Genomic DNA, 24491 nt, shown 5'->3' with positions numbered 1-24491 from the left:
CCCCTGGCGAGCCCCCGGCCCGGATCATCCGGCACGTTCCAGGGCCTCTGCGGGCCCCTGCGGGCGCCGCCATACCATGCCGGCGCGGCCCGGGGGGAGGGCCGCGCGCATGTCTTTTCGGCAAGGGCGGGGGGTCAGCGCCCCTTGAAGGCCGGCTTGCGCTTTTCGAGGAAGGCGCGGCGGCCTTCCTTGTAGTCCTCGCTGTCGAAGCAGGCGGCCATGGCGGCATTGATGGCCGCGATGTCACGGTCCGCCCGGTCCTGCAGCACCGCCTGCACGGTGCGCTTGTTGGCGTAGAGCGACAGCGGCGCATTCACGGCGAGGGTGGCGGTGAGTTTTGCCACTTCCGCGGAAAGATCCGCGGCCGGGACCACCTTGTTGACCAGGCCGACGCGCTGGGCCTCCTGCGCGTCGAAACGCTCGCCGGTCATCAGGATCATGTGGGCATGCGCCGGGCCGACCAGGTCGACGAGGTGGCGCACCATGTCGAAGCCGTAGGCGATGCCGAGCTTCGCGGCCGGGATGCCGAACTGGCTGCCTTCCGCGGCGATGCGGATGTCGCAGGACATCGCGATGCCGAGGCCGCCGCCCATGCAGAAGCCACGGATCTCCGCGATCACGGGCTTCGGATAGGTCGCGAGACGCAGCCGCCCGCCGGCGGTCTGCCGGCTGTATTCACGCTGCGCATCGGCATCGGAGCGCAGCTTGTCGAACTGGCTGATGTCCGCGCCCGAGACGAAGGCCTTGTCGCCGGCGCCGGTCAGCACGACGCAGCGCACCGAGCCGTCCTTCTCGAACGCGTCGAGCGCCTGGCCCATGCCGTCCCACATGGTGACGGACATGGCGTTGCGCTTCTCGGGCTGGTTGAAGGTGATGCGCCCGACGCCGTCCTTGATCTCGGCGAGGATCTTCCCGTCTGCGAATTCCATCGGTGTCAGCTTTCCATGATCACGCCGAGGCCCTTGAGCCGGGCGATGTCGTCCTCGCTGTAGCCGGTCTCCCGCAGGATCTCGGCCGAATGCTCGCCGAGGCGCGGCGGGATGCGCCGCACCTCGCTCTCATGCCCCTCGATGTTGATGGCGGAGGAGACGAGGTGCGTGTCGCCGCGCTCCGGGTGCTTCATCGGCATCGCCATGCGCAGGTGCTGCACCTGCGGGTCGGCGAAGACCTCGTCGACCTTGTTGATCGGGCCGCAGGGGATGCCGATGCGCTCGAGCAGGTCGATCCAGTGTTCGGAGGGCTTGGTCCTGAACACCTCGGCGATCGCGGCGTTGACGTTGGCGCGGTCGTCGCTGCGGCCCTTCAGCGTCTTCCACTTCTCGACCTCGAGCCATTCGGGATGGCCCACCGCCTCGGCGAACTGCGCCCACATCTTGGGCGAGGAGGCGGCGATGTTCACCGGCTTGTCCGCGGTGGGGAAGGCTCCCATCGGGATGTTCACCGGATGGTCGTTGCCGGCCTGGCCGGGCACCTCGCCATCCATCAGGTAGCGCGCGGCCTGCAGGTCGAGCATGAAGACCATGGCTTCGAGCAGCGAGGTGTGCACCCAGCGTCCCTTGCCGGTCTTCTGCCGTTCCCACAACGCCATCATCACCGCGAGGGCCAGCAGGTTGCCCGCGGTGAGGTCGACGAAGGGAATGCCAGCGCGCATCGGGCCGCGGCCCTTCTCGCCGGTGATCGTCATCATCCCGCCCATGCCCTGCGCGATCTGGTCGACGCCGGCACGCTCGGAATAGGGCCCGGTCTGGCCGAAGCCGGAGATCGAGGCGTAGACGAGGCGCGGGTTCACCGCGTGCACCTGCTCCGGACCGATACCGAGGCGATGCTTCACCCGCACGCGCATGTTCTCGACCAGCACGTCGGCGGTCTTGGCGAGCTCGAAGAAGGCCTTCTTGCCGTCCTCGGTCTTCAGGTCGAGCGCGATCGAGCGCTTGTTGCGGTGCAGGTTCTGGAAGTCGTAGCCCTCGCGCGAACCGCCGAGGCCATCGTTGAAGGCGGGGGGTTCGACACGGATCACCTCCGCACCCCAATCGGCGAGGTGGCGGACGCATGTCGGGCCTGCGCGCGCAAGGGTCAGGTCGAGAACCCGGATGCCGGCGAGCGGCAGCGTCACCTCCTGGGCGAGCTTCGGGTCGATGGGGCTTTCCGGCATGTTGTCCTCCTCGGGTCCGAGAGTAGGGCGGGCCGCCGGGAGTGCCTAGGGCGGGAGCCCCGTCGGCGCCGCCGCGAACGCGCCTCGCGATGCGTCACCGCCCTGTCGCCGCGAACCGCGGGCGGATCGTGCAGGGCACAAGGATGCCGAGAAGGTGATGATCGCTCGCCGCGACCGGCGCGAACGTCGCGGGTTTGTCATGCGTGCGGCCCGCCTGCCACGGGCGGGGCGACCTCGGCGCAATCCGGCACGGTGCCATCGCGCGGCGATGGATGCCGTGGCAGTCTCGCACCATCGGATCGGGAGAAGCGTGATGACCGGCATCATCGGCAGGATTGGCCGCCGCAGCCTGGTCGCCGGCGGCACGGCCCTCGTGGCGCTGCCCGCCCTGGCCCAGGCGCGACCCATCGTCGTCGCCAGCAAGATCGACACGGAAGGCGGCCTGTTGGGCCAGATGATCGCCCTGTTGCTCGAAGGCGCCGGGCTGCGCATCGAGAACCGCGTGCCGCTCGGCCCGACGCGGATCGTGCGCACGGCGATCCTCGCCGGCGAGATCGACATCTATCCCGAATACACCGGCAACGGCGCGTTCTTCTTCCAGATGGAGGCGGATCCGGCGTGGAAGGATGCGCGCGCGGGGTACGAGAAGGTCCGCGACCTCGACGCGCAGCGCAACGACATCGCCTGGCTGCAGCCGGCGCCGGCGAACAACACCTGGGCCATCGCGGTGCGATCCGACCTGGCGCGGGCGCAGCAGCTGCGCACGCTCGAGGATCTGGCGCGCCACCTGGCTGCAGGCCGGCCGTTCAAGCTCGCGGCCTCGGCCGAATTCGTCGAAAGCCCGGCGGCGCTGCCGGCCTTCCAGCGCGCCTACGGCTTCAGCCTGCCGGCGGACCGGCTGCTGGTGCTGCCCGGCGGCGACACCGCGGTGACCATGCGCGCGGCCGCCCAGCAGCTGAACGGCGTCAACGCGGCGATGGTCTACGGCACCGATGGCGGCATCGCCGCGCTCGACCTCGTGGTCCTCGAGGACACCAAGGGCGCGCAGCCCGTCTATGCGCCCACGCCTGTCCTGCGCGGCGCCGTACATCGCGCGGAACCGCGCATCGCCGAGATCCTCGCCCCGGCCTTCCGCTCGCTCGAACTCACGGTCCTGCAACGCCTGAACGCACGCATCGCCGTGGAAGGCCAGCCGGCGCGCGATGTCGCGCGAGCGCATCTGACCGCGGCGGGGCTGCTGCGCTGACCGTGCGGCGCGCGGGTCCGCTGGAGTCCGCGCTGCTGATCGTCGCGCTGGTCGCGCCGGTGCTGCTCGGCTTCGCCGTCCTCGCCCCGAACCGGATCGTGCCTCCCCGCGCCATCGCCATCGGGGACGTGCCCGCCTGGGGAATGCTCGGCCCCGCGGCGGTGGCGGCACTGGCGGCCATGCTGCTGCCCGGGCGGGCGGCGGCGATCGCCTGCGGCGTCGCGCTCTGCGGATTGCTGGCCGGGATGGGCGACGTCGCGGGCCGGCTGACAGGGTCGACGCCGGCAGCGCGTCTCGGGCCGGCGGCCGGGTCCTGGGTGGCCATCGCGGCGCTGCTGGTGGCGGCGCGCCTGGCACTGGGCCGGGCGCAGTCGGGTCCCTTGGGGCGCGCCATGGCAGCATGCGGTCTCCTGGCCGCGCTCGCGATGCTGCTCGCGCTCGGGCTCGTGGACGACATTGGGCTCGTGCGGGAAGCGCGGGCACGGGCGTCGGAACTCGGCGTTGCGCTGGGCGCCCATGTCACCCTGGTCGCGGCGGCACTGCTGCCGGCGCTGGCGCTGGGGGCGGCACTCGGGGCACTCGCCTTCGTGGCGCCGCGCTGGGCGCCGCCGGTCATGGGGGCGCTGGCGGCGTTGCAGGTGATCCCCGCCATTGCGCTGTTCGCGCTGCTGATCGAACCGCTCGCCGCGCTCGGCCGGGCCCTGCCGCTGCTGCGGGATGTCGGGCTGCGCGGCATCGGGGCCGCGCCGGCGGTGCTCGGCGTCTTCCTGTACCTGCTGCTGCCGGTGGCCGCGGCGACGCGCGCGGCGCTGGGCGCAGCGCCGGCCGCGGCGGTGGACGCGGCCCGGGGCCTCGGCTTCGCGCCGCGCCAGGTGCTGCTGCGGGTGCGGTTGCCCCTGGGCGCCCCCGTCGTCCTGGGAGGGCTGCGGACCGCCGCGGTGCAGGCGGTCGGGCTCATCACCCTGGGCGCGCTGGTCGGCGCCGGCGGCTTCGGGGTGCTGATGTTCCAGGGCCTCGGCCAATTCGCGCCCGACCTGATCCTGCTCGGCGCCCTGCCGGTGGCGGCGCTCGCATTGCTCCTCGATGCGACGCTCGGCGCGGTGGAGGAGGGGCTCGCCGGCGGTCCCGGACGCTCCGCATGATTCGCTTCGAGGGCGTGCGCAAGTCCTTCGGCGCCGCCCGCGCCTTGGACGGGCTCGACCTGGCGGTGCCGGAGGGCGCCTTCGCGGTCCTGCTCGGCGGTTCGGGTGCGGGGAAGTCGACCGCGCTGCGGATGGTGAACCGGTTGGTCGAACCCGATGCCGGACGCGTCCTGCTGCGCGGCCGCGACGTCGCCGGGGAAGCCGCGCCCGCGCTGCGCCGCCGCGTCGGCTACGTCATCCAGGGCATCGGCCTGTTTCCGCATTGGACGGTCGCGCGGAACATCGCTGCCGTGCCGCGGCTGCTCGGCTGGGATGAGCGGCGGATCGCCGCGCGGGTGGACGAACTGCTCGTGCTGCTGCGCCTGGATCCCGCGATCCATCGGGATCGCCGCCCGGCGGAACTGTCCGGCGGCCAGGCGCAGCGCGTCGGCGTGGCGCGCGCCCTGGCCGCCGATCCGGACATCCTGCTGATGGACGAGCCTTTCGGTGCGCTCGACGCCGTGACGCGCCAAGCGCTCCAGCAGGAGATGACGCGCCTGCATGCCGCGACCGGCAAGACGATCCTGCTGGTCACGCACGACGTGGACGAAGCGCTGGCGCTGGCGACGCGGCTCGCGGTGATGGCGGACGGGCGCCTGCTGCAGGAAGGCACGCCGCGCGCCTTGCTCGAGGCCCCGGCCGATCCGCGGGTACGGGACCTGCTCGATGGCGGCGCCTTCGGCATGCGTCGTCTCGCGGTGGTGACGGCGTCCTCCCTTGCCGCGCCGGTGACGGAGGCGCCTGCGACGCTGCCGCGCATCCCCACCACGGCGACGGGGCGCGAGGCGCTCGAGGCTATGCTGGCCGCGCGGGCGGATGCGGTGGTGCTGGTCGATGCGGCCGGCGTCCCTTCGGGTGTGGTCGCGCTCCGGGATCTGCTGCGCGCATGAGGATCGCGACGCTGCTGCCGGCCATGCTCTTCGCCCTGGCGCTCCTGGCACTGCCGGTGCTGGGCCCATTCTTCGGCGCGCTGTTCCCGGAGGCCGCGGAACCGCTCTATCTCCGACAGGGCTTCGTGGCGTTGGCGGCGAAGCACGGCGGGCTCGTCATCGCCGCGCTGCTGCCGGCGGCGGCGATCGGCATCGGGCTCGGCGTCGCGGCGACGCGGCCCGGCGCGCGGGAAGTGCGGGTGGTCGCCGATACGCTGGCGGGATTCGCGCAGGCGGTGCCACCGGTCGCCGTCATCGCCATGGCGGTGCCGGTGGTGGGATTCGGGGCGGCGCCGGCGCTGCTCGCGCTTGTGTGCTACGCGACGCTGCCGGTGCTGCGCGCGACGGTGGGTGCCCTCGCGACGGTGCCCCCGGATGTCCTGGACGCGGCCCGCGGGGCGGGCATGACGCCGCGGCAGATGCTGGTGCAGGTGGAGCTGCCGTTGGCCGCGGGACCGATCCTCGCGGGGGTGCGTGTCGCGGCGGTGCTGGCGGTGGCAACGGCGGCCGTGGGAGCGGTGGCCGGGGCGAATTGCCTCGGCACGCCGATCATCGCCGGGCTGGTCAACGGCAATCCCGCCTGGGTGATCCAGGGCGCCTTGCTGACCGGCTTGATGGCTTTCGCGGTGGACGGGCTGCTCGCGGCCTTCGCGCCGGTCAGCGCATCACCTCCATGAAGCCGCTCTCGTCATCCATCCGCGCCTGTTCCCGCGCCCGGAAGTCGTAGCGGGAGACGATGCCCACCACCCGCCCGTCCTGCACGATCGGGACGTGGCGGAAGCCGCCATCGTTCAGCAGCAGCAATGCGTCCATCGCCGTCGCCCGTGGGCCCAGCGTGGTCGGCTTCTGCGTCATCACGGCATCGAGGCGGGTCGCCTTCGCATCCAGGCCCTCGGCCAGCAGCCGGACCGCGTCACGGCCGGTGAAGATGCCCAGGAGCCCGTGGTCGGCGTCGGTGACCAGCACCGCGCCGACCTTGCGGGCATACATCGCGGCGCAGGCCTCAGAGACCGTCGCCGCCGGGCCGAGGGTCAAGGGCTTCTGGTCCCGAACGATCTCGCCCATGGTGCGCTGGGTCATGGTTGCGTCCCTCCGTCGTCGGAGCTTCGCATAGCCGCCGCATCCGGCGCACTCATTGACGCAGCGCAATCAGCCGCCATCACTCCGGCTGGAAATTGGCGATCCGCAGCAGTTCCGCGTTGCGCGCGACATCGGCGACGATGAAGCGCTGGGCCTCGTCCACGCTCTCGGCCACCGGCTCGAAGCCGAGGCCGGTCAGGCGCTCGACCACGGCCTGCTCGCGCATCCCCTCGACGACCGCGGCGTTCATCCGGTCCACGATCTCGCGCGGCACGGCGCGGGCGGCCCAGATGCCGTACCAGGAATAGAATTCGAAGCCGGGCAGCCCGGCCTCGGCTAGTGTCGGCAGGCCGGGGGCGAGGGGCGTGCGGGCCGCCGTCGCGATGCCAAGGCCGCGCAACTGCCCGCCCCGGATCATCGGCAGCGTGGCCAGCACCGGGTCGAACATCAGCTGGGCATTGCCCGCCGCGACATCGGTCAGCGCCGGGGCCGAGCCGCGATAGCCGACGATCTCGATGTTGGCACCCGTCATGCGGTTGAACTCGATCGACCCGAGATGCCCTGCCGCACCGAGCGAGGAGGTCGCGAAGGTCCATTTGGACGGTTCGCGCTTCGCGGCCTCCACCACCTCGGGGATCGTGGTCTGTGGCAGGCGTGGGTTCATGACCAGCACGAGCGGCCCGCGCGCCGTCCGCGCCACCGGGATGAAGTCGGCCACGGGGTCATAGGGGGCGGCCTTCATCACATGCCGCGCCATGGGATGGATCGAGGCGGAGCCCATGATGGTGTAGCCATCCGCCGGCGACTGCAGCACCGCCTGGCTGCCCACCGCGCCATTCGCGCCGGGGCGGTTTTCCACCACGACGGTGACGCCGAGCTTCTCCTGCAGCTTCTGCGCCGCGAGGCGCGCCATGGCATCCGTCGCCGCGCCTGGCGTGTAGGGCACGATCATGCGGATCGTGCGGCTGGGCCAGGCGCCTTGCGCCAGGGCCGGCCGCGCCACGATCGCGCCGGCGGCGCCGGCCAGGAGGTATCTCCGCTGCATCGTTCTGCATCCCCGGGTTTCGTTCGCGGAAGGGAAGCATGAGGCGATGGGTGCGGCCAACCTTCGCGCGTGCGAAAAGGCGGCATGGAGAAGGTGGATCTCGCGCTCTGTCTCGCCGTGGATGCGTCTTCCTCGGTCGACTACGACGAGTTCGGTCTCATGCTCGGCGGCACCGCGGCCGCGCTGCGGGACGACTCGGTGGTGGCGGCGATCGCCGCCGGGCCGCGGGGGTCGATCGCCGCCTGCCTGATGATGTGGTCGGGCACCGGAGCCCAGGAGGTCGCGGTGCCCTGGACGCGGCTCGACGGCGCCGAGGCGGCCGCCGCCTTCGCCGCCGCGGTCGAGAATGCCCCGCGCCTGGTGCGGGCCGGCGCCACGGCCCTGGGGGAGGGGCTCGCCGCGTCGCTCGCCCTCCTCGCCGCCGCCCCGGTGGAGGCGACGCGGCTCGTCGTCGATGTCTCGGGCGACGGGCGGCACAACCAGGGGCGGCCGCCCGGGCCGGTGCGCGACATCGGCGTCGCCGCCGGCGTCACGATCAATGCGCTCGCCGTGCTGAACGAGGAGCCGGACCTGCTCGACCACTACCGGGCGGAGGTGATCGGCGGACCCGGCGCCTTCGCCATGCACACGCCCGACTACGCCGCCTTTGCCCAGGCGATGCGGGAAAAGCTGCTGCGCGAGGTCACGCCGCGTCCACTAATCGCCTGAGCCGGCCGCTTCGTCATGCCGCCAGCGCCGCGACGGCCTGGCCGATGCGGGTGGCGAGCATCTCGCTGACCGGCGTCATCGGCAGCCTGACCTCCGGGCTGTCGATCAGACCCTCCCGCCACAGCCAGTGCTTGATCGGCGCTGGGCTCGGTTCGGCGAAGAGCAGCGGCGGCAGGTCGCAGATCGCGCGCCAGGCCGCCAGCGCCCCCGTCGCATCGCCGGTGCGCACCAGGTCCCGCACCGCGGCGAAGTCCCGCGTCCGGATATGCGCGGAGGCCGTGATGCCACCCTCCGCACCCTGGGTCAGCATCGGGTGGAAGAAGGCGTCCTCGCCGGTCAGCACCACGAAATCGGCGGGCTTGCGACGCAGCAGGTCGCAGGATTGCGCCATGTCGGCCGAGCAATCCTTCACGCCCGCGATGTTCGGCAGCGCCGCGAGCTCGAGCATCGCCGCATTGCCGAGATTCACGCCGGTCCGATAAGGGATGTTGTAGATCAGGATCGGCCGCGCCGTGCTAGCGGCGAGGGCCGTGAAATGCCGCACCATTCCGTCCTGCGAGGGTCGCGTGTAGTAGGGGCAGGCGATCAGGTAGCCATCGACCGGCCAGGCGGCCGTGTCCGCGAGCGCCTTCGCGACCTTGCGCGTATCGCTGCCCGAGATGCCGAGGAAGACCGGCACGCGGCCGCCCACGGCCGCCAGCGTCTCGGCGACCACGGCGACGAGGCACTCGGTCTCCGCCTCGTCGAGGGTCAGGCCCTCGCCGGTCGTGGCGGCCACGACCAGGCCGTCGATCGGCTGGGCCGCGTAGTGCCGTGTGAGCCGCCGCAAGGATGCCTCGTCGAGCGCGCCGTCGCGGAACGGCGTGACGAGCGGCAGCCAGAGGCCGCCAAGGTCGGGGTGAGGGGTCTGCATGCTGGTCCGTCTCCTGATGGTGCCGGAGACGAGGCCTGAAGGTGACCCCGTCCAAACCGGCGGGGTCCAACCTGATCCTGAGGCGCGGTGGCTAGTGCGCGCGCAGGTCCGTGGTGCCCCTCGCGGGGCACTTCTTCGACGACGCGGGCTTGCGGCGGCTCGGGATCACGGCGTCACCATCCGCCGGTCCCGCCAGCGACGTCAAGCAGGCCGCGCCGCGGCGGGGTCGGAGGAGATGCATCTCCCTCTGCCCTGGCCCTTGCCATTTCCTTTCGGCCGTGGCCTATCTGCCGGCGCATCAAGAGTTGGGCCGGCGCCCAACGCCAACCTGCCTTCCCGGGCAAGGTGGCGCCTCCGCAAGGGGGGATGCGGCCGCTCCGGCAACCAAACGGGAAGCGCCGCTGCGTCGGTTCGACTCCAGGAGGAGATGGACCGATGTTCGACCTGGCACCCGCCCCCGATCTCGCTTTGCTGCTGGCCCCGGGCGACGAGGCGCGCTTCGTCGCGCTCTGCCGCTGGACCACCCGGCTCGGGCGGGCGGAGACATCCTGGCTCTATGTCGTGCTGCACCGCGGCCATGGCGGCTGGACCCATGCCTACCGCGTGGTGCCGGACCGGCGGCCGGGTCACCTTGCCGTGTACCTCGAGCGCGCGGAGCAGGGCGACCGGCGGGAGGCCCTGGCCGCCTGGCTGCGCGAACGTGCGGCCGCCGCCGACGACCGGCGCTGACCGCCTTGCGCGCCGACGGACGCAGGGGCAGAACATTGCGATGCTCCTCCTCATCCCCGGCCCCGTTCAGACCCGTCCCGAGGTCAAGGCGGCCATGGCCCAGGACATCGCCCCCTGGGACCGTGACTTCCAGAAGGTCTATGCGCGCGTCCGCGAGCGCATCGTGGGCGTCGCCGGTGGCACGCCCGGTGTGCACGCGACGCTGCCGATCCAGGGCGCCGGCCACTTCGTGACCGAGGCCGCGATCCGCACCTTCGTCGCGCCCGGTGCGAAAGTGCTGATGCCGATGAACGGCGCCTATGCGAACCGCATGGCGCGCCTGGCGCGCGAGGCCGGACGGGTGGTGGTCGAGGTGCCGCTGACCGACACCCGCGGCGCCACCGCGGCCGACATCCTGCCCGCGCTCGAGGCCGACCCCGAGATCGGCACCGTTGCCATGGTCTTCAACGAGACCGGATCGGGCATCGTCAACGACGCCGCGGGCATCGGCGACGCGCTGCGGGCGCGGGGGACGCGGCTGATTCTCGACGCAGTGTCGGCCTTCGGGGTGCTGCCGTTCCCGCTCGCCGATCACCCGGAATGCGACGCGCTGGTCTTCACCTCCGGCAAGTGCCTCGAAGGCATGCCGGGGATGGGCTTCGCGGTCGCGCGCATCGACCGCGCCGAGGCCTGCGCCGGCAATGCCGGGTCCTGGTCCTTCGACCTGTCCGATGTGCTGGCCCATGCGCGGCGGTCGGGCTGGGGGTCGATCCGCTTCACGCCGCCGGTGCAGGCCATCGCCGCCTTCGACGTGGCGCTCGACCTCTACGAGGCCGAGGGGGCGGCTGCGCGGCGGGCGCGCTACCAGACCAATGCGGACATACTCTACGAGGGCGCCCAGGCGCTGGGCCTGAAGCCGTATCTGGCGCGCGAGCACCAGGGGCCGGTGATCGTCACCATCCACCAGCCCGCCGATCCGCGCTTCGACCTGATGGAGTTCGTCGAGGCGCTGAAGCGTCGCGGCGTGCTGATCAGCAACTTCTACAACACCGCCGCGCCCACCATGCGGATCGGCGCCATCGGTGCGATCACGCCGGACGACATGCGCCGCGCCGTCGCCGCGATCGGCGCCGCGCTGGACGAGGTGCTGCCGAAGGCGGCCTGAAGCACTCCCGGCCGGCCACGCATGTCCGTGGCCGGGTGGGGTAGCGCGCCTGTGCCGCACGCGATCAGTGCGACTTGTGCGCCTCGATGAACGCCTCGAGCGCGAGGCGGAACTCGGTCGCGGGATGCGCCTCGCAATAGGCGATCAGCCAGGCGACCGTCTGCTCCTCATCGGTGTTGCGCAGCGGGTCGAGATCCTCGCTGAAGCGCGCCGCGCCGCTCAGGTAGCCGAGCGCCCAGCCGATCGTGGAGCGGTAGGATTCCCGCTTCTGGATCGCGAACATCCCGCCCGCGGCCGCGCGCAACTCGTTCCAGGCACTGCAGGGCATCGCCGCCCCGCTGCCGCGCAGGATGAGGTCGCGTCCCCCGGTCTGGCCCCAGGCCGGGGTCAGGACCGCACCACCCAGCAACAGCACCAAGACGGCCTTGCGCATCTTCGCCCTCCGGCCGGCAGCGGCGCGCGCCCACGGCGCGCCGCACCATCCATGCCATGCGGGGCGCGCGGCTGGCGAGCGCCTTTCGCGGTGCCGGCTACTCGGGCCGGATGTTGGCCGCCTGGACCACGCGCTTCCAGCGTTCGATCTCGGCGCGCTGGAAGCGGCCATAGTCCTCGGCGCTGCCGGCGACGACGGTGAAGCCGATCTGTTCCAGCCGTTGGACGCTCTCGGGGTGCTTCAGCGCGGCGGTCGCTTCGGCGTTCAGGCGGGCCAGGATCGGTGCCGGCACCCCGGCGGGCGCCATGGCGGCTTGCCAGGACGTCACCTCGAAATCCGCCAGCCCGCCCTCGATCGCGGTCGGCACGTTGGGCAGGATCGGGTGGCGGCTGCGGGAGGTGACGGCGATCGCCTTCAGCCGCCCGCCCTGGATGTGCCCCGCGACGGTGCCGAGGTTCTGGAAGGACAGCTGGACATTGCCCGCGATCAGGTCCGTCGCCGCTGCCGCCCCGCCGCCATAGGGGACGTGGGTCGGGTCGGTGCCCGTCTCCTGCTTGAACAGTTCCATCGTCAGGTGGTCCGAGGATCCGACGCCCGAGGTGGAATAGGAGGTCTTGCCCGCATTGGCCTTCAGCCAGGCGACGAGCTCCGGCAGCGTGTTCGCCGGCACGCGCTGCGGATTGACCACCAGCACGTTGGGCGTCGTGACGGCGAGCGTGATCGGCGCGAAGTCGCGCACCGGGTCGTAGCCGAGGTTCGGCCGCAGCGCCGCGTTGATGGCGAAGACGCCGATCGACCCGACCAGCAGCGTGTGCCCGTCCGGGGCCGAGCGCGCCACCGCGCGCGCAGCGACTTCCCCATTGGCCCCGGGGCGGTTCTCGGCGACCACGGGCTGGCCGACGGTCATGCCCATGCGGGTGGCGATGACGCGCGCGACGATGTCCGACGGCCCGCCGGCGACGAAGGGCACGAGCACGGTGACGGCCCGGTTGGGCCAGGCATCCTGGGCGCGGAGTGGCGGAGCAAGCATGGCGAGCGGCGCTGCGGCGAGCAGCGTGCGGCGGCGGATCATCGGTTTCCTCCCGGTCTTGGCGATCCGATCATACGCAGCGCGCCGAACGCCGCGAAGCCCGCTTGCGCGGGCTTCGGGTGGAGGAATGGGGAGGACGAGGAAGGAAGCAGCGGGGCCCGGGGGAGCCCCGCCGCCCCGTATCAGAAGCGGTAGCGGACGCCGACGCCGAAGATCCACGGGTCGAGATTCGCGGTCGCGCCGATGCGCCCGACCGAGGTGTCGACTTCGACATCCGGGCGCAGATAGATCCACTTCACGTCGAAGTTCAGCAGCCAGTTCGGCGCCAGTTCCACGTCGAGGCCCGCGTTGAGCGCGAGGCCCCACGCGTTGTCGACCCGGGTGCGCAGCACCGGTGCGGAGTAGCCGCCGCCTTCGCTGTAGAACATCGTCCAGTTCACGCCGACGCCGACATACGGGCTGAACTGCGAGGTCGGCAGCGGATGGTACTGGAAGGTCAGGGTCGGCGGCAGCGCCCAGACATGGCCGAGATCGACGGTGCCGATCGCGCTGTTCCTGACCTCGAGGTCATGGCGGGTGGTCGCCGCGATCAGGTTCACCGCGAAGTTCGGGGTGAAGAAGTAGGTGAAGTCGAGCTGCGGGGTGACGGCGACGGACGCATTCGGGGTGCCGCCGATCAGGTCGACGCTGCCGCCGTCCATCGGCACCACGGTGATGACGCTCGCGCCGATCATGAAGTCGCCGGCCTGCTTGCCGCGCGTGGCGGAGGCCTGCTGCGCCAGGGCCGGCTGAGCGAGAAGACCGAGCGCGGCGGCGCCGGCGAGGAGGAGGGTCTTGCGGATCATGGTTCGGAGTCGTCCCTGGTTTTGCCCGGTGACGCTCGATATGGCGGTGCAGCAGAAGCCTCTTTGACCTGCCGCAAGCGCGCGATTGACGTGGGACAGGGTTGCAAGCGTGCCACACTCCCCGTAAGCGGCGATGATCCGGGTTAGGGGGAAACGGGATGGCGACCGACCTCGAGATCGCACGTGCTGCCACGCTCAGGCCGATCCGCGAGATCGCGGAAAAGGCGGGCATTCCCGACGACGCGCTGGAGCCCTACGGCAAGTACAAGGCCAAGGTCGGGCTCGACTTCATCGCCGCGCAGCACGACCGCCCGGACGGCGCGCTGGTCCTCGTCACCGGCATCAGCCCGACGCCCGCCGGGGAGGGAAAGACGACCACCACGGTCGGGCTTGGCGATGCGCTGAATGCGCTCGGCACGCGTACCATGATCTGCCTGCGCGAACCCTCCCTCGGTCCCTGCTTCGGCGTGAAGGGCGGCGCGACGGGCGGCGGCTATGCCCAGGTGCTGCCGATGGAGGACATCAACCTCCACTTCACCGGCGACTTCCACGCCATCACCAGTGCGAACAACCTGCTCGCGGCGATGATGGACAACCACATCTACTGGGGGAACGAGCGCGGTCTGGATGCGCGCCGCATCTCCTGGCGCCGCGCGCTCGACATGAACGACCGCGCGCTGCGCGGGATCGTCTCCTCGCTCGGCGGCGTGGCCAACGGCTTCCCGCGCGAGGACGGCTTCGACATCACCGTCGCCTCCGAGGTCATGGCGGTGTTCTGCCTGTCGAAGGACCTCAACGACCTGCAGGCGCGGCTCGGGCGCATGATCGTCGGCCAGACGCGCGAGGGGAAGAACGTCACCGCGAAGGACCTCAAGGCCGACGGCGCGATGGCGGTGCTGCTGCGCGACGCCTTCGCGCCGAACCTGGTGCAGACGATCGAGGGCTCGCCCGCGCTCGTGCATGGCGGACCCTTCGCCAACATCGCGCATGGCTGCAATTCGGTGATGGCGACGCGGCTCGGGCTCAAGCTCGCCGACGTGGTGGTGACGGAAGCGGGCTTCGGCGCCGACCTCGGCGCGGAGAAGTTCCTCGACATCAAGTGCCGCCAGTCCGGTCTGAAGCCGTCGGCCTGCGTCGTCGTCGCGACGGTGCGCGCGCTCAAGATGCATGGCGGCGTCGCCAAGGCCGACCTCGGCCGCGAGGACGTCGCCGCGGTGAAGCGCGGCGTCGTCAATCTCGCGCGTCATGTCGAGAATGTCGGCAAGTTCGGCCTGCCGGTCGTGGTCGGCCTCAATCGCTTCACCAGTGACACCGACGCCGAGATCGCGGCTGTGCAGGAGGCGATGCGCGCCCTCGGCACCGAGGCGATCCTCTGCACCCATTGGGGCGACGGCGCGAAGGGCGCGCTCGACCTCGCGCGCGCGGTGCAGGGGCTGATCGCCTCCGGTCGTGCGGATTTCGCGCCGCTGTATACCGACCACGTCTCGCTCGCCGGCAAGATCGAGACGATCGCGCGGGAGATCTACCGCGCGTCCTCCGTGTCCATTCCCGCGCCCGTCGCGGCGAAGCTGAAGCGCTTCGAGGAGGACGGCTACCGCGACCTGCCGGTCTGCATCGCCAAGACGCAGTATTCCTTCAGCGCGGACCCGACGGCGCTCGGCGCGCCGGCCGGCCACGTGCTGCCGGTCCGCGAGGTGCGGCTGTCCGCCGGCGCAGGTTTCGTCGTGGCGATCTGCGGGGACATCATGACCATGCCCGGCCTGCCGCGCCGGCCGGCCGCGGAAGGGATCATGCTGGACCGCGAGGGCCGGATCGAAGGGCTCTTTTAGTTCGCCTCAGGCGCCGGCGCCCGCATCCGCGGACTTGGCGTGCGCGCCATGCACTGGTGCGCCTGCGGCGGCTGGCGGTCTGGGCGCGGTCGCGCGTTCGCGCTCCCGGATCGCGGCACGCCGCGATCCGCATCTGATGCGGGGGCATCGCCGCTTCAGCGGCGCGCTTCTTCCACGCCGTCGCGGATGAACAGCGCCAGCGCGCGGGCCAGGCAGTCGTTCAGCCGGTCGGCCTCGGCCGCGCGGCGGTCGCGCGGGGCGCGTTCCACGTCGACCGTCCCGGACTCGGCCCAGGCACGCATGATGTCGTAGCGGGGGAAATACCCGGCGCCCGCCGTCGCCGCGGTGATCCGCAGCGCGTCGCGATACGGATCGACATCGGCATTGGCGCGCAGGAAGCGGCTGAACTGCAGGCCCATCAGCACGGCATCGATGCCGCGGGCGGACAGGCGTTCGAGCCCCTGGCCCACCGCGGCGACCAGGTCGTCCATCGGCAGGCCGCGCACCGCCTCGGTCGCGCCGACCTGCCAGATCACGAGGTCGTAGCGGCCGCCGCGCAGCGCCGTCTCGATCATCGCCCATTGCTCGGCGGCGGTCGCGCCACGGCGGCCCAGCACCTCGAAGCGCAGGTCGAGGTCCGGGCGGCGCTCGCGCAGCAGCGCCTCGAGCCGCACGGGCCAGGCGGCGGCGGGATTGCTGACCCCGGCCCCGGTGACCGAGGCCGACCCGACCGCGAGGATGGCAAGCCGACCGGTCGCTATGCCCGTCGCGGTGGCCCGCAGCGGGGGCGACTGCAGCAGCTCCGTCGGCGCGCCGCAGCCCGGCGCCGCCGTCGACGCGAGGGCCGGCAGCGCGAGGATCAGCCCGGTCAGCAGGGCGAGGGCGCGGAGCATGTGGACCTAACCGTTATCGGCCGCCCGGGCGGCCTGCAAGGGCTTGTTCCCGGACTGCCGCGGCGCCCGCTTCTCCGCCCCGTACCAGGCGGTCAGCGCGGCCAGCCCGACCAGCGCCGCCGCGCCCAGCAGGTTGACCGCCACCTGCACCCACCAGCCCTCCGCAAGTTCCAGCGCGACGCGGCCGAGGAAGGACAGAGCGATGCCCGCGCAGAACACCGGCAGCGCCTGCTGGCCCAGCAGCGCGAACACCAGCGCCGGTCCCCGCCGCAGCCAGCCTGCATCGCGCCGCACGCCATGCGCGATGAGGTAGGTCAGCGCCAGCATGGTCAGCAGCCGCAGCGGGTGCAGCGAGGCCTTGTCGATCGCCGCGAGGAAAGGTGCGAAGGCCGGCAGCCGCGCCTCGGCGAAGTCCCATTTGAAGAAGATCAGCACCGTCATCGCGGCCCCCGCTATCAGCAGCAGCACGCAGAGCGCGCCGGCCCAGGGCCGCCAGGGCACGCTGATCGGCGCCCCGCCCGGCGGGCTGTAGCCGAGCGCGCAGCCGATGAAGAACAGCAGCTGCCAGGCGAGGGGATTGAAGAACCAGTCCTCGCCGCGCCAGGAGGGCAGGGTGATGTCGAAGACCCGCGCGGCGAGCCAGACCGCCGTCGACAGCCCCAGCATCAGCCACGGCCTGCGGATCAGGGGCATCACCGCCGCGAACATCGCCAGCACCACGATGTAGAGCGGCAGGATGTTGAGGAAGGAGGGCTGGTATCGCAGCAGCAACGCCTCGAACAGCGCGCGATACGGGTCCGAGGCGAAGGGGTCGAGGTGGAGCTCATCGATGTAGACGGCGGAATCGATCCCGGCCGCCGACAGACCGACCTGGGCGGTGAACACCACGAAGAGGAAGATGTGCGCGACATACAGCGTGAAGACGCGGCCCATGACGCGCGAGGCGGCGAAGAACCACCCCTGCCGGTCCATCACCCGCCCATAGGACAGCCCCGCCGCGTAGCCGGCGAGCAGCACGAAGGCCTCGGTCGCGTCCGACAGCGTGTAGTTGCGCGGGGTCAGGAGCCCCATGACGTTGCCGGGCGTGTGGTTCACGAAGATCGCCCACAGCGCGAAGCCGCGGACGACATCCACCCGCAGGTCCCGGTCGAGGCGAATGAGCGAACGCATCGCGCGATCAACACCCGCCGCGGGGCGGGGGGCAAGCCCACAGATGTGACAGGTCGTCACACGAGGCTTCGCGCGATCGCCTCCACCTCCTGCCCCGCGACGCTGCCGGGATGCCGCGTCAGCAGCGGCGCCTGGTGGCGGATCGCGTCGCGTACCTTGGGGTCGCGCCGCACGATGCCCGCGAGCGGCACCTCCCGCCGCAGGAAGGTCGCCGCCGCGCGGGCCAGCGCCTGGTGCGTCCGCTGTCCCGCCGCCGCGTCGGTCGCGAGGTTGACGACGATCCTCGCATCCCCCGCCGGCCGGTCGGCAGCGTGCAGCTTCAGCACGGCATAGGCGTCGGTCAGCGAGGTCGGCTCCTCGGTGGCGAGGACGAGCAGCGTGTCGGCGGCGGCGGCCAGGCGCCGCTGCGGTGCCTCGATCCCGGCGCCAAGGTCGACCACCACCCGGTCCCAGCGCGTCGAGGCCCGCGCCACCGCGGCGAGGACCGCCGCGAGGCCCTGTCCCTCTAGCGCCGCCAGCGCCCCCGACCCCGACCGACCGGCGAGGATGTCGATCCCCGCGGCCGCGTGATGCGTCGCGGCGTCCTCGGGCGGCAGGGCGCCGGCGATCACCGCCGACAGGTCGCGTGCCGGCTGGAAACCCAGTTGCACGTCGACGTTGGCAAGGCCGAGGTCGGCATCGACGAGCAGCACCCGCAGCCCCCGCCGCGCGAAGGCCTGGGAGAGGGTGATGGCGAACCACGTCTTGCCGACGCCCCCCTTGCCCGAGGCGATGGCGAGGATGCGGCCCGGGCGGGGCGCAGCGGCGTGGGCGACGCTCGGCATCAGGCGGCCTCCTGCGGCGGGGTGGTGCCGCGGCGGGGGGCCGCGGCGAGGCGCGCGGCGAGGCGCGCGGGGGTGAGGGGTTCGAGGCCGTCCATCACCTCGGGGCCGATCCCGGCCTCGGTCAGTATCAGCGGCCCGGCCTGGGCGGCGGCGAGCACGGCGCCGAGCCGCCGGGCGGAATCGAGCCGCGTCGGCACCAGGTGCCGCGCGCCGAGCGCGGCGAAGGCGCGGGCGAGGTCGGCGGCCTCGGCGGCATCGAGGCCCGCGGGCAGCACGACGACCATCTCCGCCCCCGCGATCGTGGCCAGCGACCGCAGCGCGATGGCCTGGGGCGGGTCGAAGGGATCGCAGCCGGCGGTGTCCACCAGCACGGGCTGGCCGCTCGCGCGCCGGGCCAGCGCCTTGCCCAGCGTCGCGGCGGAGGGTGCTACCGCGAGCGTCAGCCCCAGCACGCCGGTGAAGGCCGCGAGCTGCGCCGCCGCCCCAGCCCGCTGCCCGTCCGTCGTGACAACGGCGGGTGCGCCGCCGCGCAACACGCAGCGTGCGGCGATCTTGGCGCAGGTCAGCGTCTTTCCGGCGCCCGGCGGGCCGACGAACATCAGCGGGCGGTCCCGCGCCTCGGGCAGCGGGCCGAAGCCGAGGGCGGCGCCGAGCGCATCCTCCATCCGCCCGCCGCCGAGTGCTGTCGCCAGCGGAGGCGGCACGTTGTGGAAGCCGAGCACGCCCGTCGCAGCCGGCGCCGGCGGCGCGGCGGCGGCGGCGGGCGGGATCAGCAACGGCTCCTCGGGCTCGAGCGCGGCCGTCACCTCGACTCCGCCGGCGACGCGGCGCGATCCGAGGATCACCGCCTCCGGGCCGAGTTCCTCGCGCAGCAGCGCCATCGCGTCCGCCATGCGCGGCGCGCGGTAGACCTTCAGCCGCATCAGACGGAACCCACGGTGCGGATGCGCGCGCGCGGATGGATCTCGGTATGCGCGAGCACGGCGGTGGAGGGGCGGAAGCGTTCGACGATGGCGCGCACATGCGGGCGGATGGCGCCGGAGCAGACCAGTGCGGGTTGTTCGCCGGCGGCATTCGCGGCGTCGAAGGCCTCCTTCACGCACTGCATGAATTCCGACAGGCGGGACGGCGCCATGGCGAGCTGGCGTTCCTCCGGCGGGCCGATCAGCGCCTCGGTGAAGGCGACTTCCCAATCGGCGGAGAGGGTGACCATCGGCACATAGCCCTGCGGCCCGCGCGCCGTGTCCGAGAGCTGCCGCGCCAGCCGCGCGCGCACAATGGCGAGGATCGCCGGCACGCTGCGCGCATTCGCCGCCGCGGCTTCCTGGATGCCCTCGAGGATGGTCGGCAGGTCGCGGATCGAGACGCGTTCGGCGAGGAGCGCCTGCAGCACGCGCTGGATGCCGCCGACGCCGATCTGGTTCGGCACCAGGTCGTTCACCAGCTTGCGCTGTTCCTGCGGCAATTCGTCGAGCAGCTTCTGCGTCTCGGCGAAGGAGAGCAGCTCAGCCATGTTCTCGCGCACCAGCTCGGTCAGGTGCGTCGCGACGACGCCGGCCGCATCGACCACGGTGCAGCCGCGCGCGAGCGCATCCTCCCGCCGCGCTTCCTCGATCCAGAGGGCGGGCAGGCCGAAGGTGGGTTCGAGGCAGCGTTCGCCCGGCAGGTCCGGCACGCCGCCGGCGGGGTCGATGGCGAGCAGCAGCGGCGGACGCAACTGGCCCCGCCCGGCCTCGATCTCCTTTACACGGATGGCATAGGTGTCGGGCGCCAGCGAGAGGTTGTCCTGGATGCGGACGGAGGGCAGGACGAAGCCCATCTCCTGCGCGATGGTGCGGCGCAGGCCCTTGATCTGCTCGGTCAGGCGCGGGGCCTCCCCGGCGGCGAGCGAGAGCAGCCCGTAGCCGAGCTCGAGCCGCAGCAGGTCCATGCGCAGCGTGTCGGCGATCGGTGCCTCGGCGCTTGCAGCGGCGGGCACCAGCGCGTCGGGTTCCGGCGCGGATGCGCGGCGGTGCAGCGCCCAGGCCGCCGAGCCCGCCACGCCCGCCAGCGCCATGAAGGGCAGCAGCGGCATGCCCGGCATCAGCGCCATGACGCCGGCCGCACCGGCCGCGATGGCGAGCGGCTTCGGGTTCCCGCCGAGCTGCCCGACCAGCACCTCGTCCGCGCGCCCGTCGGTGCTTCCCTTGGTGACGACGATGCCGGCGGCAACCGAGACCAGCAGCGCGGGGATCTGGCTGACCAGCCCGTCGCCGACGGTCAGCATGGAGAAGGCCTGCGCGGCATCGGCGAAGCCCATGCCATGCCGCGCGATGCCGATCGCCATGCCGCCGATCAGGTTGATGCCGGTGATGAGCAGCCCCGCGATCGCATCCCCGCGCACGAATTTCGCGGCACCGTCCATGGCGCCGTAGAAGCCGGTCTCCTCCTCCAGTTCGCGGCGGCGGCGGCGGGCTTCCTGTTCGTCGATCAGCCCGGCGCTGAGGTCGGCGTCGATCGCCATCTGCTTGCCGGGCAGGGCATCGAGGCTGAAGCGGGCCGCGACCTCGGCAATGCGGCCCGAGCCCTTGGTGATGACCATGAAGTTCACCACCAGCAGAATCGCGAAGACGATCAGCCCGACGAGGACGTCGCCGCCCATCAGGAAACCGCCAAAGGCCGAGACCACATGCCCCGCCGCCTGCGGCCCCTCATGCCCGTGCGTGAGGATGGTGCGCGTCGTCGCGACATTGAGCGAGAGCCGCAGCAGCGTGGTCAGCAGCAGCAGCGTCGGGAAGGAGGTGAAGTCGAGCGGCCGCTGCAGGAACAGCGCCACCATCAGCACCAGCACCGAGACGGTGATCGACACGGCGAGGCCGGCGTCGAGCAGCGCCACCGGCAGCGGCACCACCAGCACGGTGAGCAGCCCGACCACGCCGAGCGCCAGCGCGACGTCGTTGCCGGGCTGCGCCTTGCGCAGCCAACCGGGAAGGGCGATCGCCGCCACGCGCTATCCCGCGACCGCGCCGTAGGGCGGCTGGCCGGGCACGGGCGGCACGCTCACACCCGCCGCGCGGTACTCGTGCAGCTTGTTGCGCAGGGTGCGGATGGAGATGCCGAGCATCTCCGCCGCCCGCGTCCGGTTGCCGAGGCAGTGCGACAGGGTCTCGATGATGAGGTCGCGCTCCACCTCCTCCACACGGCGGCCGACCAGCGCAGCGACCGGGGGCGGGGGCGCGACGGCGACCGGGACCGCGTTGATGGCGACCGGTTCGGGCGTTGGCGGGGGCGCGGTCTCGAGCAAGTCGATTGCCTCCGCCCCGATCGCATGGCCTTCCGCCAGCAGCACCGCCCGGTGCAGCGTGTTCTCCAACTCGCGCACGTTTCCGGGCCACGCATGGGCGACGAGCACGCGCTCCGCCTCCGGCGAGAGCCCGCGTTCCGGCAGCCCGTTCGCCCGCGCGTAGCGCCGCGCGAAATGCCGCGCGAGGGGCAGGATGTCCCCCTGCCGTTCCCGCAGCGCCGGGATGCGCAGCCGCACCACGGCGAGGCGGAAATAGAGATCCTCCCGGAACCGTCCCCGCGCCACCTCGGTTGCCAGGTCCCGATGTGTTGCGGCGAGGATGCGGACATCCACCTTCACGGGCGCCGCGCCGCCCAACCGGTCGATCTCGCGTTCCTGGATGGCGCGCAGGATCTTGGCCTGCAGGCGCGGGTCCATCTCGCCGATCTCGTCGAGCAGCAGCGTGCCACCCTCCGCCTGCTCGAACTTGCCCTTTCGCGCCGCGACGGCGCCGGAGAAGGCGCCCTTCTCATGGCCGAAGAGCTCGCTTTCCAGCAGCGCTTCCGGCAGCGCGGCGCAGTTCAGCGCGACGAAGGTCCCGCGCGCGCGGCGCGACGCGGCGTGGATGTGCCGCGCCAGCACCTCCTTACCGGTGCCGCTTTCGCCCGTGATCAGGACGGAGGCATCGGCGCGCGCGACCTGCTCGGCGCGGGCGAGCAGCCCCGTCATCGCCGCATCCTGCACCACCGGCCGGTCGGGATCGGCGGCGACCGCCTGCAGCATGGCGGCGATCAGGTCGGCTTCCGGCGGCAGGGGCAGGAAGTCCTTGGCGCCGGCGCGGATGGCGCGCACTGCGGCCTCGGCATCGTCGGGCCGGCCGCAGGCGACGACGGGGCAGGCGATGCGTTCTTCGGCCAGTTGCGCGACCAGCCAGCCGACATCGTGCACCACGTCGCACAGCACCAGGTCGGCACCCTGCGCGCGTAGCCGCTCGATCCCGGCCGCGACCCCCTCGGCCGCCGCGAGCCGCGCCCCGCGCGCCACCGCGATGCGCGCCGCCGCGCCAAGTTCCGCTTCGAGCGACCCGATGATGAGGATGCGCGCCATCCTCAGACGCCCCGGTCGGACTTCACGATCTCGGTCATGGTGACGCCGAGGCGGTTGTCGTCCACCATCACCACCTCCCCGCGCGCGACGAGGCGGTTATTGACGTAGATGTCCACCGCCTCTCCGAGCTTGCGGTCGAGCTCCACCACTGCGCCGCGGCCGAGCTTCAGCAGCTGCGACACCTGCATCGTCGCGCGGCCGAGCACGGCGCTGATCTGCACCGGGATGTCGTAGACCGCCTCGAGTTCCCGCGCGGGTGCGCTGGCGGCTTGCTTGGCTTCCTCGGAAGCGGCGGAGAGCGGTTCGAAACTGCCCGACATGCGTCAGCCTTCCAGGCCGAGACCGGCCTCCTGCAGGATGCGGCGGATCTCCTGGCGGCGCTGCGCGAGCTCGAAGGCCGCGCCGCCCGCCCGCCATTCGGCGCGCGCATCGCCGGGTGCGATGGCGTCGTCCTCCTCGACGGAAATCCCGTCGGGCGCGAGCAGCGCGGCCGTCGCGGCGCCAAGACCGGGTGCGACGAAGAGCCGCGCCTCGGCCTGGGCGCGCAGCAGCGGCGCCAGCCGCCGCGCGAAGGCGGCGGCGAGCGGCGCTGCATGCGCTTCGGCGAGGCCCGGCAACGCGGCGTCGAGGACCGAAAGCGCGACGCGTGCGAGGCCCGCCGCGACCCCCTCCGCCGCCGCCGCCGCGGCTTCCTGACCGTCGCGCAGCGCATCGGCGCCCGCCAGCGCGGCACGGGCGGCGAGCGCCCCGCGATCCTCCGCTGCCGCGCGCAGCGCCTCGGCGCGGCCTTCCTCGCGCCCGGCGGCGCGGGCCTCGGCGAGCAGTCCCGGCAAGGGATCGTGGGCGGGCGGACCCGGAGGTTCGGGCACCGCCGCCTCCCGCCGCGCGGCGTCGAGCGCGGCGATGAGGAAGGTCGGCGTGAAGCCGTCCTGAACGATGTCCCGCGCGATGGGGGCGAAGCCGTCGGCCATGTCAGTACACCATCTCGTCCTCGCGCCCGTCCTGCAGCTGGATCTGGCCCTGTGCGGCCAGGTCCTTCGCCTGCAGCACGATGGCGCCTTGCGCCTCGTCGACGTCGCGCAGCTTGACCGGGCCGAGATTGGCCAGATCCTCCTTGAGCATCTTCGCCGCGCGCTCGCTCATGTTCTTGATGAAGAGGTCGCGGAGGTTCTCCGACGCCCCCTTCAGTGCCAGCACGAGCTGGTCCTTGGGCACCGCGCGCATCAGCACCTGCACCCCCGCGCCATCGAGGCGCGAGAGGTCGTCGAAGGTGAACATCAGCCCGCGGATGCGCTCGGCCGCGTCGCGGTTGCGTTCCTCGAGCGCGGCGAGGATGCGGCTCTCGGACTGGCGATCGAGATTGTTGAAGATCTCGGCCATCATCTCATGCGCGTCGCGCCGCTGCGCGCGGGCGAGGTTCGACATGAACTCGGCCTTGAGCGTCTTCTCGACGCCGTCCAGCGCCTCCTTCTGGACGGTCTCCATGCGCAGCATCCGCATGACGACCTCCATCGCGAAGCCTTCCGGCAGCAGGGAGAGCACGCGCGCCGCGTGGTCCGGCTTCACCTTGGACAGCACCACCGCGACCGTCTGCGGGTATTCGTTCTTGAGGTAGTTCGCGAGCACCGCCTCGTTCACGTTGCCGAGCTTGTCCCACATGGTCCGCCCGGCGGGGCCGCGGATCTCCTCCATGATCTGGGCGACGCGCTCGCGCGGCAGCGTCTTGAGCAGCATCCGCTCCGTGGTTTCCCACGACCCGACGAGGTTCCCGGTCTGGCCGAGATTGTCGGAGAACTCCCGGCACAGCTCCTCCACAGCATTGGCCGGCACGGTGCCGAGGCTCGCCATGGCGGCCGAGATGTCGCGGATCTCGTCCTCGTGCATCTTGGCGAAGAGCCGCGCGGCGTGCTCCTCCCCGATCGCCAGCATGAAGGTCGCCGCCTTCTGGGTGCCGGTCAGCGTCGCAGGCAT

25 protein-coding genes and 1 riboswitch are annotated in these 24491 nt (G+C 72.2%); of the genes, 8 read left to right on the top strand and 17 right to left on the bottom strand.

Annotated features, from left to right (window positions below; translation table 11 throughout):
- Nucleotides 1–134 precede the first annotated feature (134 nt).
- Entirely contained in the window at nt 135–929 is a 795-nt protein-coding gene (locus tag GWK16_RS11730) for an enoyl-CoA hydratase (RefSeq protein ID WP_170054142.1), read from the bottom strand.
- Between the two features lie 5 nt (nt 930–934).
- Nucleotides 935–2152 carry a CaiB/BaiF CoA transferase family protein gene (locus GWK16_RS11725; RefSeq protein ID WP_170054141.1) on the bottom strand — a complete coding sequence of 406 codons (1218 nt, stop codon included), beginning with the start codon at nt 2150–2152 and terminating at the stop codon, nt 935–937.
- A gap of 313 nt (nt 2153–2465) precedes the next feature.
- On the opposite strand from GWK16_RS11725, the gene osmF reads away from it, so the two are divergent.
- The 4 genes from osmF to GWK16_RS11705 are packed head-to-tail and all read left to right on the top strand — an operon-like array spanning nt 2466 to nt 6185.
- On the top strand, nt 2466–3398 hold the full coding sequence (osmF, locus tag GWK16_RS11720; RefSeq protein ID WP_170054425.1) for a glycine betaine ABC transporter substrate-binding protein OsmF: 933 nt from the start codon (nt 2466–2468) through the stop codon (nt 3396–3398).
- Between the two features lie 2 nt (nt 3399–3400).
- Nucleotides 3401–4540, top strand: a complete 1140-nt coding sequence (locus GWK16_RS25715) for an ABC transporter permease (protein ID WP_211187330.1) — start codon at nt 3401–3403, stop codon at nt 4538–4540.
- Complete coding sequence (locus GWK16_RS11710; protein ID WP_170054140.1) at nt 4537–5469, top strand: ABC transporter ATP-binding protein; 933 nt, start codon at nt 4537–4539, stop codon at nt 5467–5469. The genes GWK16_RS25715 and GWK16_RS11710 overlap by 4 nt, the downstream gene beginning before the upstream one ends.
- Complete coding sequence (locus tag GWK16_RS11705) at nt 5466–6185, top strand: ABC transporter permease (protein ID WP_170054139.1); 720 nt, start codon at nt 5466–5468, stop codon at nt 6183–6185. Before GWK16_RS11710 ends, GWK16_RS11705 begins: the two co-directional genes overlap by 4 nt.
- Here GWK16_RS11705 and GWK16_RS11700 read toward each other — a convergent pair.
- Nucleotides 6166–6588 (bottom strand): CBS domain-containing protein, encoded by a 423-nt coding sequence (locus GWK16_RS11700; protein ID WP_170054138.1) that lies wholly within the window; start codon nt 6586–6588, stop codon nt 6166–6168. The two genes, GWK16_RS11705 and GWK16_RS11700, sit on opposite strands and share 20 nt — an antisense overlap.
- Before the next feature lie 79 nt (nt 6589–6667).
- Nucleotides 6668–7633 carry a Bug family tripartite tricarboxylate transporter substrate binding protein gene (locus tag GWK16_RS11695; protein WP_170054137.1) on the bottom strand — a complete coding sequence of 322 codons (966 nt, stop codon included), beginning with the start codon at nt 7631–7633 and terminating at the stop codon, nt 6668–6670.
- A gap of 84 nt (nt 7634–7717) precedes the next feature.
- Between GWK16_RS11695 and GWK16_RS11690 the strand changes: the two genes are divergently transcribed.
- Nucleotides 7718–8341, top strand: coding sequence for a DUF1194 domain-containing protein (locus tag GWK16_RS11690; protein WP_170054136.1), 624 nt, complete (start codon nt 7718–7720; stop codon nt 8339–8341).
- Between the two features lie 13 nt (nt 8342–8354).
- Here GWK16_RS11690 and dapA read toward each other — a convergent pair whose 3' ends face one another.
- A complete protein-coding gene (gene dapA, locus GWK16_RS11685) occupies nt 8355–9254 on the bottom strand; it encodes a 4-hydroxy-tetrahydrodipicolinate synthase (protein WP_170054135.1) in 900 nt (299 codons plus the stop codon).
- 290 nt (nt 9255–9544) lie between these two features.
- Nucleotides 9545–9652: riboswitch (SAM-I-IV-variant riboswitch) on the top strand.
- A 37-nt stretch (nt 9653–9689) separates the two neighbouring features.
- Here dapA and GWK16_RS11680 point away from each other — a divergent pair.
- Together GWK16_RS11680 and GWK16_RS11675 are read left to right on the top strand one after the other, a co-directional pair.
- Nucleotides 9690–9983: a hypothetical protein gene (locus GWK16_RS11680; protein ID WP_170054134.1), complete on the top strand. Its 294-nt coding sequence runs from the start codon at nt 9690–9692 to the stop codon at nt 9981–9983.
- A 40-nt stretch (nt 9984–10023) separates the two neighbouring features.
- A complete protein-coding gene (locus GWK16_RS11675; RefSeq protein WP_170054133.1) occupies nt 10024–11127 on the top strand; it encodes a 2-aminoethylphosphonate--pyruvate transaminase in 1104 nt (367 codons plus the stop codon).
- A 64-nt stretch (nt 11128–11191) separates the two neighbouring features.
- Here the strand turns inward: GWK16_RS11675 and GWK16_RS11670 are convergent, their stop codons facing one another.
- The 3 genes from GWK16_RS11670 to GWK16_RS11660 form a co-directional block, all read right to left on the bottom strand.
- Nucleotides 11192–11560, bottom strand: coding sequence for a hypothetical protein (locus GWK16_RS11670; protein WP_170054132.1), 369 nt, complete (start codon nt 11558–11560; stop codon nt 11192–11194).
- A 97-nt stretch (nt 11561–11657) separates the two neighbouring features.
- Nucleotides 11658–12632: a Bug family tripartite tricarboxylate transporter substrate binding protein gene (locus GWK16_RS11665; protein ID WP_170054131.1), complete on the bottom strand. Its 975-nt coding sequence runs from the start codon at nt 12630–12632 to the stop codon at nt 11658–11660.
- Between the two features lie 140 nt (nt 12633–12772).
- The gene (locus GWK16_RS11660; RefSeq protein WP_170054130.1) at nt 12773–13435 is read right to left on the bottom strand and encodes an OmpW/AlkL family protein; all 663 of its coding nucleotides are present in this window, start codon (nt 13433–13435) and stop codon (nt 12773–12775) included.
- Between the two features lie 158 nt (nt 13436–13593).
- On the opposite strand from GWK16_RS11660, the gene GWK16_RS11655 reads away from it, so the two are divergent.
- Nucleotides 13594–15264 carry a formate--tetrahydrofolate ligase gene (locus GWK16_RS11655; RefSeq protein WP_170054129.1) on the top strand — a complete coding sequence of 557 codons (1671 nt, stop codon included), beginning with the start codon at nt 13594–13596 and terminating at the stop codon, nt 15262–15264.
- Nucleotides 15265–15419: 155 nt separating this feature from the next.
- On the opposite strand, the gene GWK16_RS11650 is transcribed toward GWK16_RS11655, so the two are convergent.
- Genes GWK16_RS11650 through fliG form a run of 9 tightly spaced genes read right to left on the bottom strand, consistent with a single transcriptional unit; the run spans nt 15420 to nt 24491 of the window.
- Nucleotides 15420–16157 (bottom strand): SGNH/GDSL hydrolase family protein, encoded by a 738-nt coding sequence (locus tag GWK16_RS11650; RefSeq protein ID WP_170054128.1) that lies wholly within the window; start codon nt 16155–16157, stop codon nt 15420–15422.
- A gap of 6 nt (nt 16158–16163) precedes the next feature.
- Nucleotides 16164–17327: an OpgC family protein gene (locus GWK16_RS11645; protein WP_170054127.1), complete on the bottom strand. Its 1164-nt coding sequence runs from the start codon at nt 17325–17327 to the stop codon at nt 16164–16166.
- 56 nt (nt 17328–17383) lie between these two features.
- Nucleotides 17384–18151 (bottom strand): nucleotide-binding protein, encoded by a 768-nt coding sequence (locus GWK16_RS11640; RefSeq protein ID WP_170054126.1) that lies wholly within the window; start codon nt 18149–18151, stop codon nt 17384–17386.
- Nucleotides 18151–19074 (bottom strand): flagellar biosynthesis protein FlhF, encoded by a 924-nt coding sequence (locus tag GWK16_RS11635; RefSeq protein WP_170054125.1) that lies wholly within the window; start codon nt 19072–19074, stop codon nt 18151–18153. The genes GWK16_RS11640 and GWK16_RS11635 overlap by 1 nt, the downstream gene beginning before the upstream one ends.
- Nucleotides 19074–21137 (bottom strand): flagellar biosynthesis protein FlhA, encoded by a 2064-nt coding sequence (gene flhA / locus GWK16_RS11630; protein ID WP_170054124.1) that lies wholly within the window; start codon nt 21135–21137, stop codon nt 19074–19076. Before flhA ends, GWK16_RS11635 begins: the two co-directional genes overlap by 1 nt.
- Nucleotides 21138–21140: 3 nt before the next feature.
- Entirely contained in the window at nt 21141–22520 is a 1380-nt protein-coding gene (locus GWK16_RS11625) for a sigma-54-dependent transcriptional regulator (RefSeq protein ID WP_170054123.1), read from the bottom strand.
- Between the two features lie 2 nt (nt 22521–22522).
- On the bottom strand, nt 22523–22840 hold the full coding sequence (gene fliN / locus GWK16_RS11620) for a flagellar motor switch protein FliN (protein WP_245211393.1): 318 nt from the start codon (nt 22838–22840) through the stop codon (nt 22523–22525).
- Between the two features lie 3 nt (nt 22841–22843).
- Nucleotides 22844–23491: a hypothetical protein gene (locus GWK16_RS11615; RefSeq protein WP_170054122.1), complete on the bottom strand. Its 648-nt coding sequence runs from the start codon at nt 23489–23491 to the stop codon at nt 22844–22846.
- A gap of 1 nt (nt 23492) precedes the next feature.
- Nucleotides 23493–24491: a flagellar motor switch protein FliG gene (gene fliG, locus GWK16_RS11610; protein WP_170054121.1), complete on the bottom strand. Its 999-nt coding sequence runs from the start codon at nt 24489–24491 to the stop codon at nt 23493–23495.

The sequence above is a fragment of the Neoroseomonas marina genome, from assembly GCF_012927745.1.
Taxonomy (GTDB): domain Bacteria; phylum Pseudomonadota; class Alphaproteobacteria; order Acetobacterales; family Acetobacteraceae; genus Neoroseomonas; species Neoroseomonas marina.
This window is presented reverse-complemented; position numbering and strand designations above follow the sequence as displayed.

Bases quoted from the DNA above. Each gene is read 5' to 3' on its own strand.
- GWK16_RS11635 (WP_170054125.1), bottom strand. From the start codon at position 19,074: ATGCGGCTGAAGGTCTACCGCGCGCCGCGCATGGCGGACGCGATGGCG.
- GWK16_RS11655 (WP_170054129.1), top strand. From the start codon at position 13,594: ATGGCGACCGACCTCGAGATCGCACGTGCTGCCACGCTCAGGCCGATC.
- GWK16_RS11700 (WP_170054138.1), bottom strand. From the start codon at position 6,588: ATGACCCAGCGCACCATGGGCGAGATCGTTCGGGACCAGAAGCCCTTG.
- GWK16_RS11710 (WP_170054140.1), top strand. From the start codon at position 4,537: ATGATTCGCTTCGAGGGCGTGCGCAAGTCCTTCGGCGCCGCCCGCGCC.
- GWK16_RS11695 (WP_170054137.1), bottom strand. From the start codon at position 7,633: ATGCAGCGGAGATACCTCCTGGCCGGCGCCGCCGGCGCGATCGTGGCG.
- dapA (WP_170054135.1), bottom strand. From the start codon at position 9,254: ATGCAGACCCCTCACCCCGACCTTGGCGGCCTCTGGCTGCCGCTCGTC.
- GWK16_RS11645 (WP_170054127.1), bottom strand. From the start codon at position 17,327: ATGCGTTCGCTCATTCGCCTCGACCGGGACCTGCGGGTGGATGTCGTC.
- GWK16_RS11675 (WP_170054133.1), top strand. From the start codon at position 10,024: ATGCTCCTCCTCATCCCCGGCCCCGTTCAGACCCGTCCCGAGGTCAAG.
- GWK16_RS11625 (WP_170054123.1), bottom strand. From the start codon at position 22,520: ATGGCGCGCATCCTCATCATCGGGTCGCTCGAAGCGGAACTTGGCGCG.
- GWK16_RS11615 (WP_170054122.1), bottom strand. From the start codon at position 23,491: ATGGCCGACGGCTTCGCCCCCATCGCGCGGGACATCGTTCAGGACGGC.
- fliG (WP_170054121.1), bottom strand. From the start codon at position 24,491: ATGCCTGCGACGCTGACCGGCACCCAGAAGGCGGCGACCTTCATGCTG.
- fliN (WP_245211393.1), bottom strand. From the start codon at position 22,840: ATGTCGGGCAGTTTCGAACCGCTCTCCGCCGCTTCCGAGGAAGCCAAG.
- GWK16_RS11660 (WP_170054130.1), bottom strand. From the start codon at position 13,435: ATGATCCGCAAGACCCTCCTCCTCGCCGGCGCCGCCGCGCTCGGTCTT.
- GWK16_RS11690 (WP_170054136.1), top strand. From the start codon at position 7,718: ATGGAGAAGGTGGATCTCGCGCTCTGTCTCGCCGTGGATGCGTCTTCC.
- GWK16_RS11650 (WP_170054128.1), bottom strand. From the start codon at position 16,157: ATGCTCCGCGCCCTCGCCCTGCTGACCGGGCTGATCCTCGCGCTGCCG.
- GWK16_RS11640 (WP_170054126.1), bottom strand. From the start codon at position 18,151: ATGCCGAGCGTCGCCCACGCCGCTGCGCCCCGCCCGGGCCGCATCCTC.
- GWK16_RS11680 (WP_170054134.1), top strand. From the start codon at position 9,690: ATGTTCGACCTGGCACCCGCCCCCGATCTCGCTTTGCTGCTGGCCCCG.
- GWK16_RS11705 (WP_170054139.1), top strand. From the start codon at position 5,466: ATGAGGATCGCGACGCTGCTGCCGGCCATGCTCTTCGCCCTGGCGCTC.
- GWK16_RS11670 (WP_170054132.1), bottom strand. From the start codon at position 11,560: ATGCGCAAGGCCGTCTTGGTGCTGTTGCTGGGTGGTGCGGTCCTGACC.
- GWK16_RS11725 (WP_170054141.1), bottom strand. From the start codon at position 2,152: ATGCCGGAAAGCCCCATCGACCCGAAGCTCGCCCAGGAGGTGACGCTG.
- GWK16_RS11730 (WP_170054142.1), bottom strand. From the start codon at position 929: ATGGAATTCGCAGACGGGAAGATCCTCGCCGAGATCAAGGACGGCGTC.
- GWK16_RS11665 (WP_170054131.1), bottom strand. From the start codon at position 12,632: ATGATCCGCCGCCGCACGCTGCTCGCCGCAGCGCCGCTCGCCATGCTT.
- osmF (WP_170054425.1), top strand. From the start codon at position 2,466: ATGACCGGCATCATCGGCAGGATTGGCCGCCGCAGCCTGGTCGCCGGC.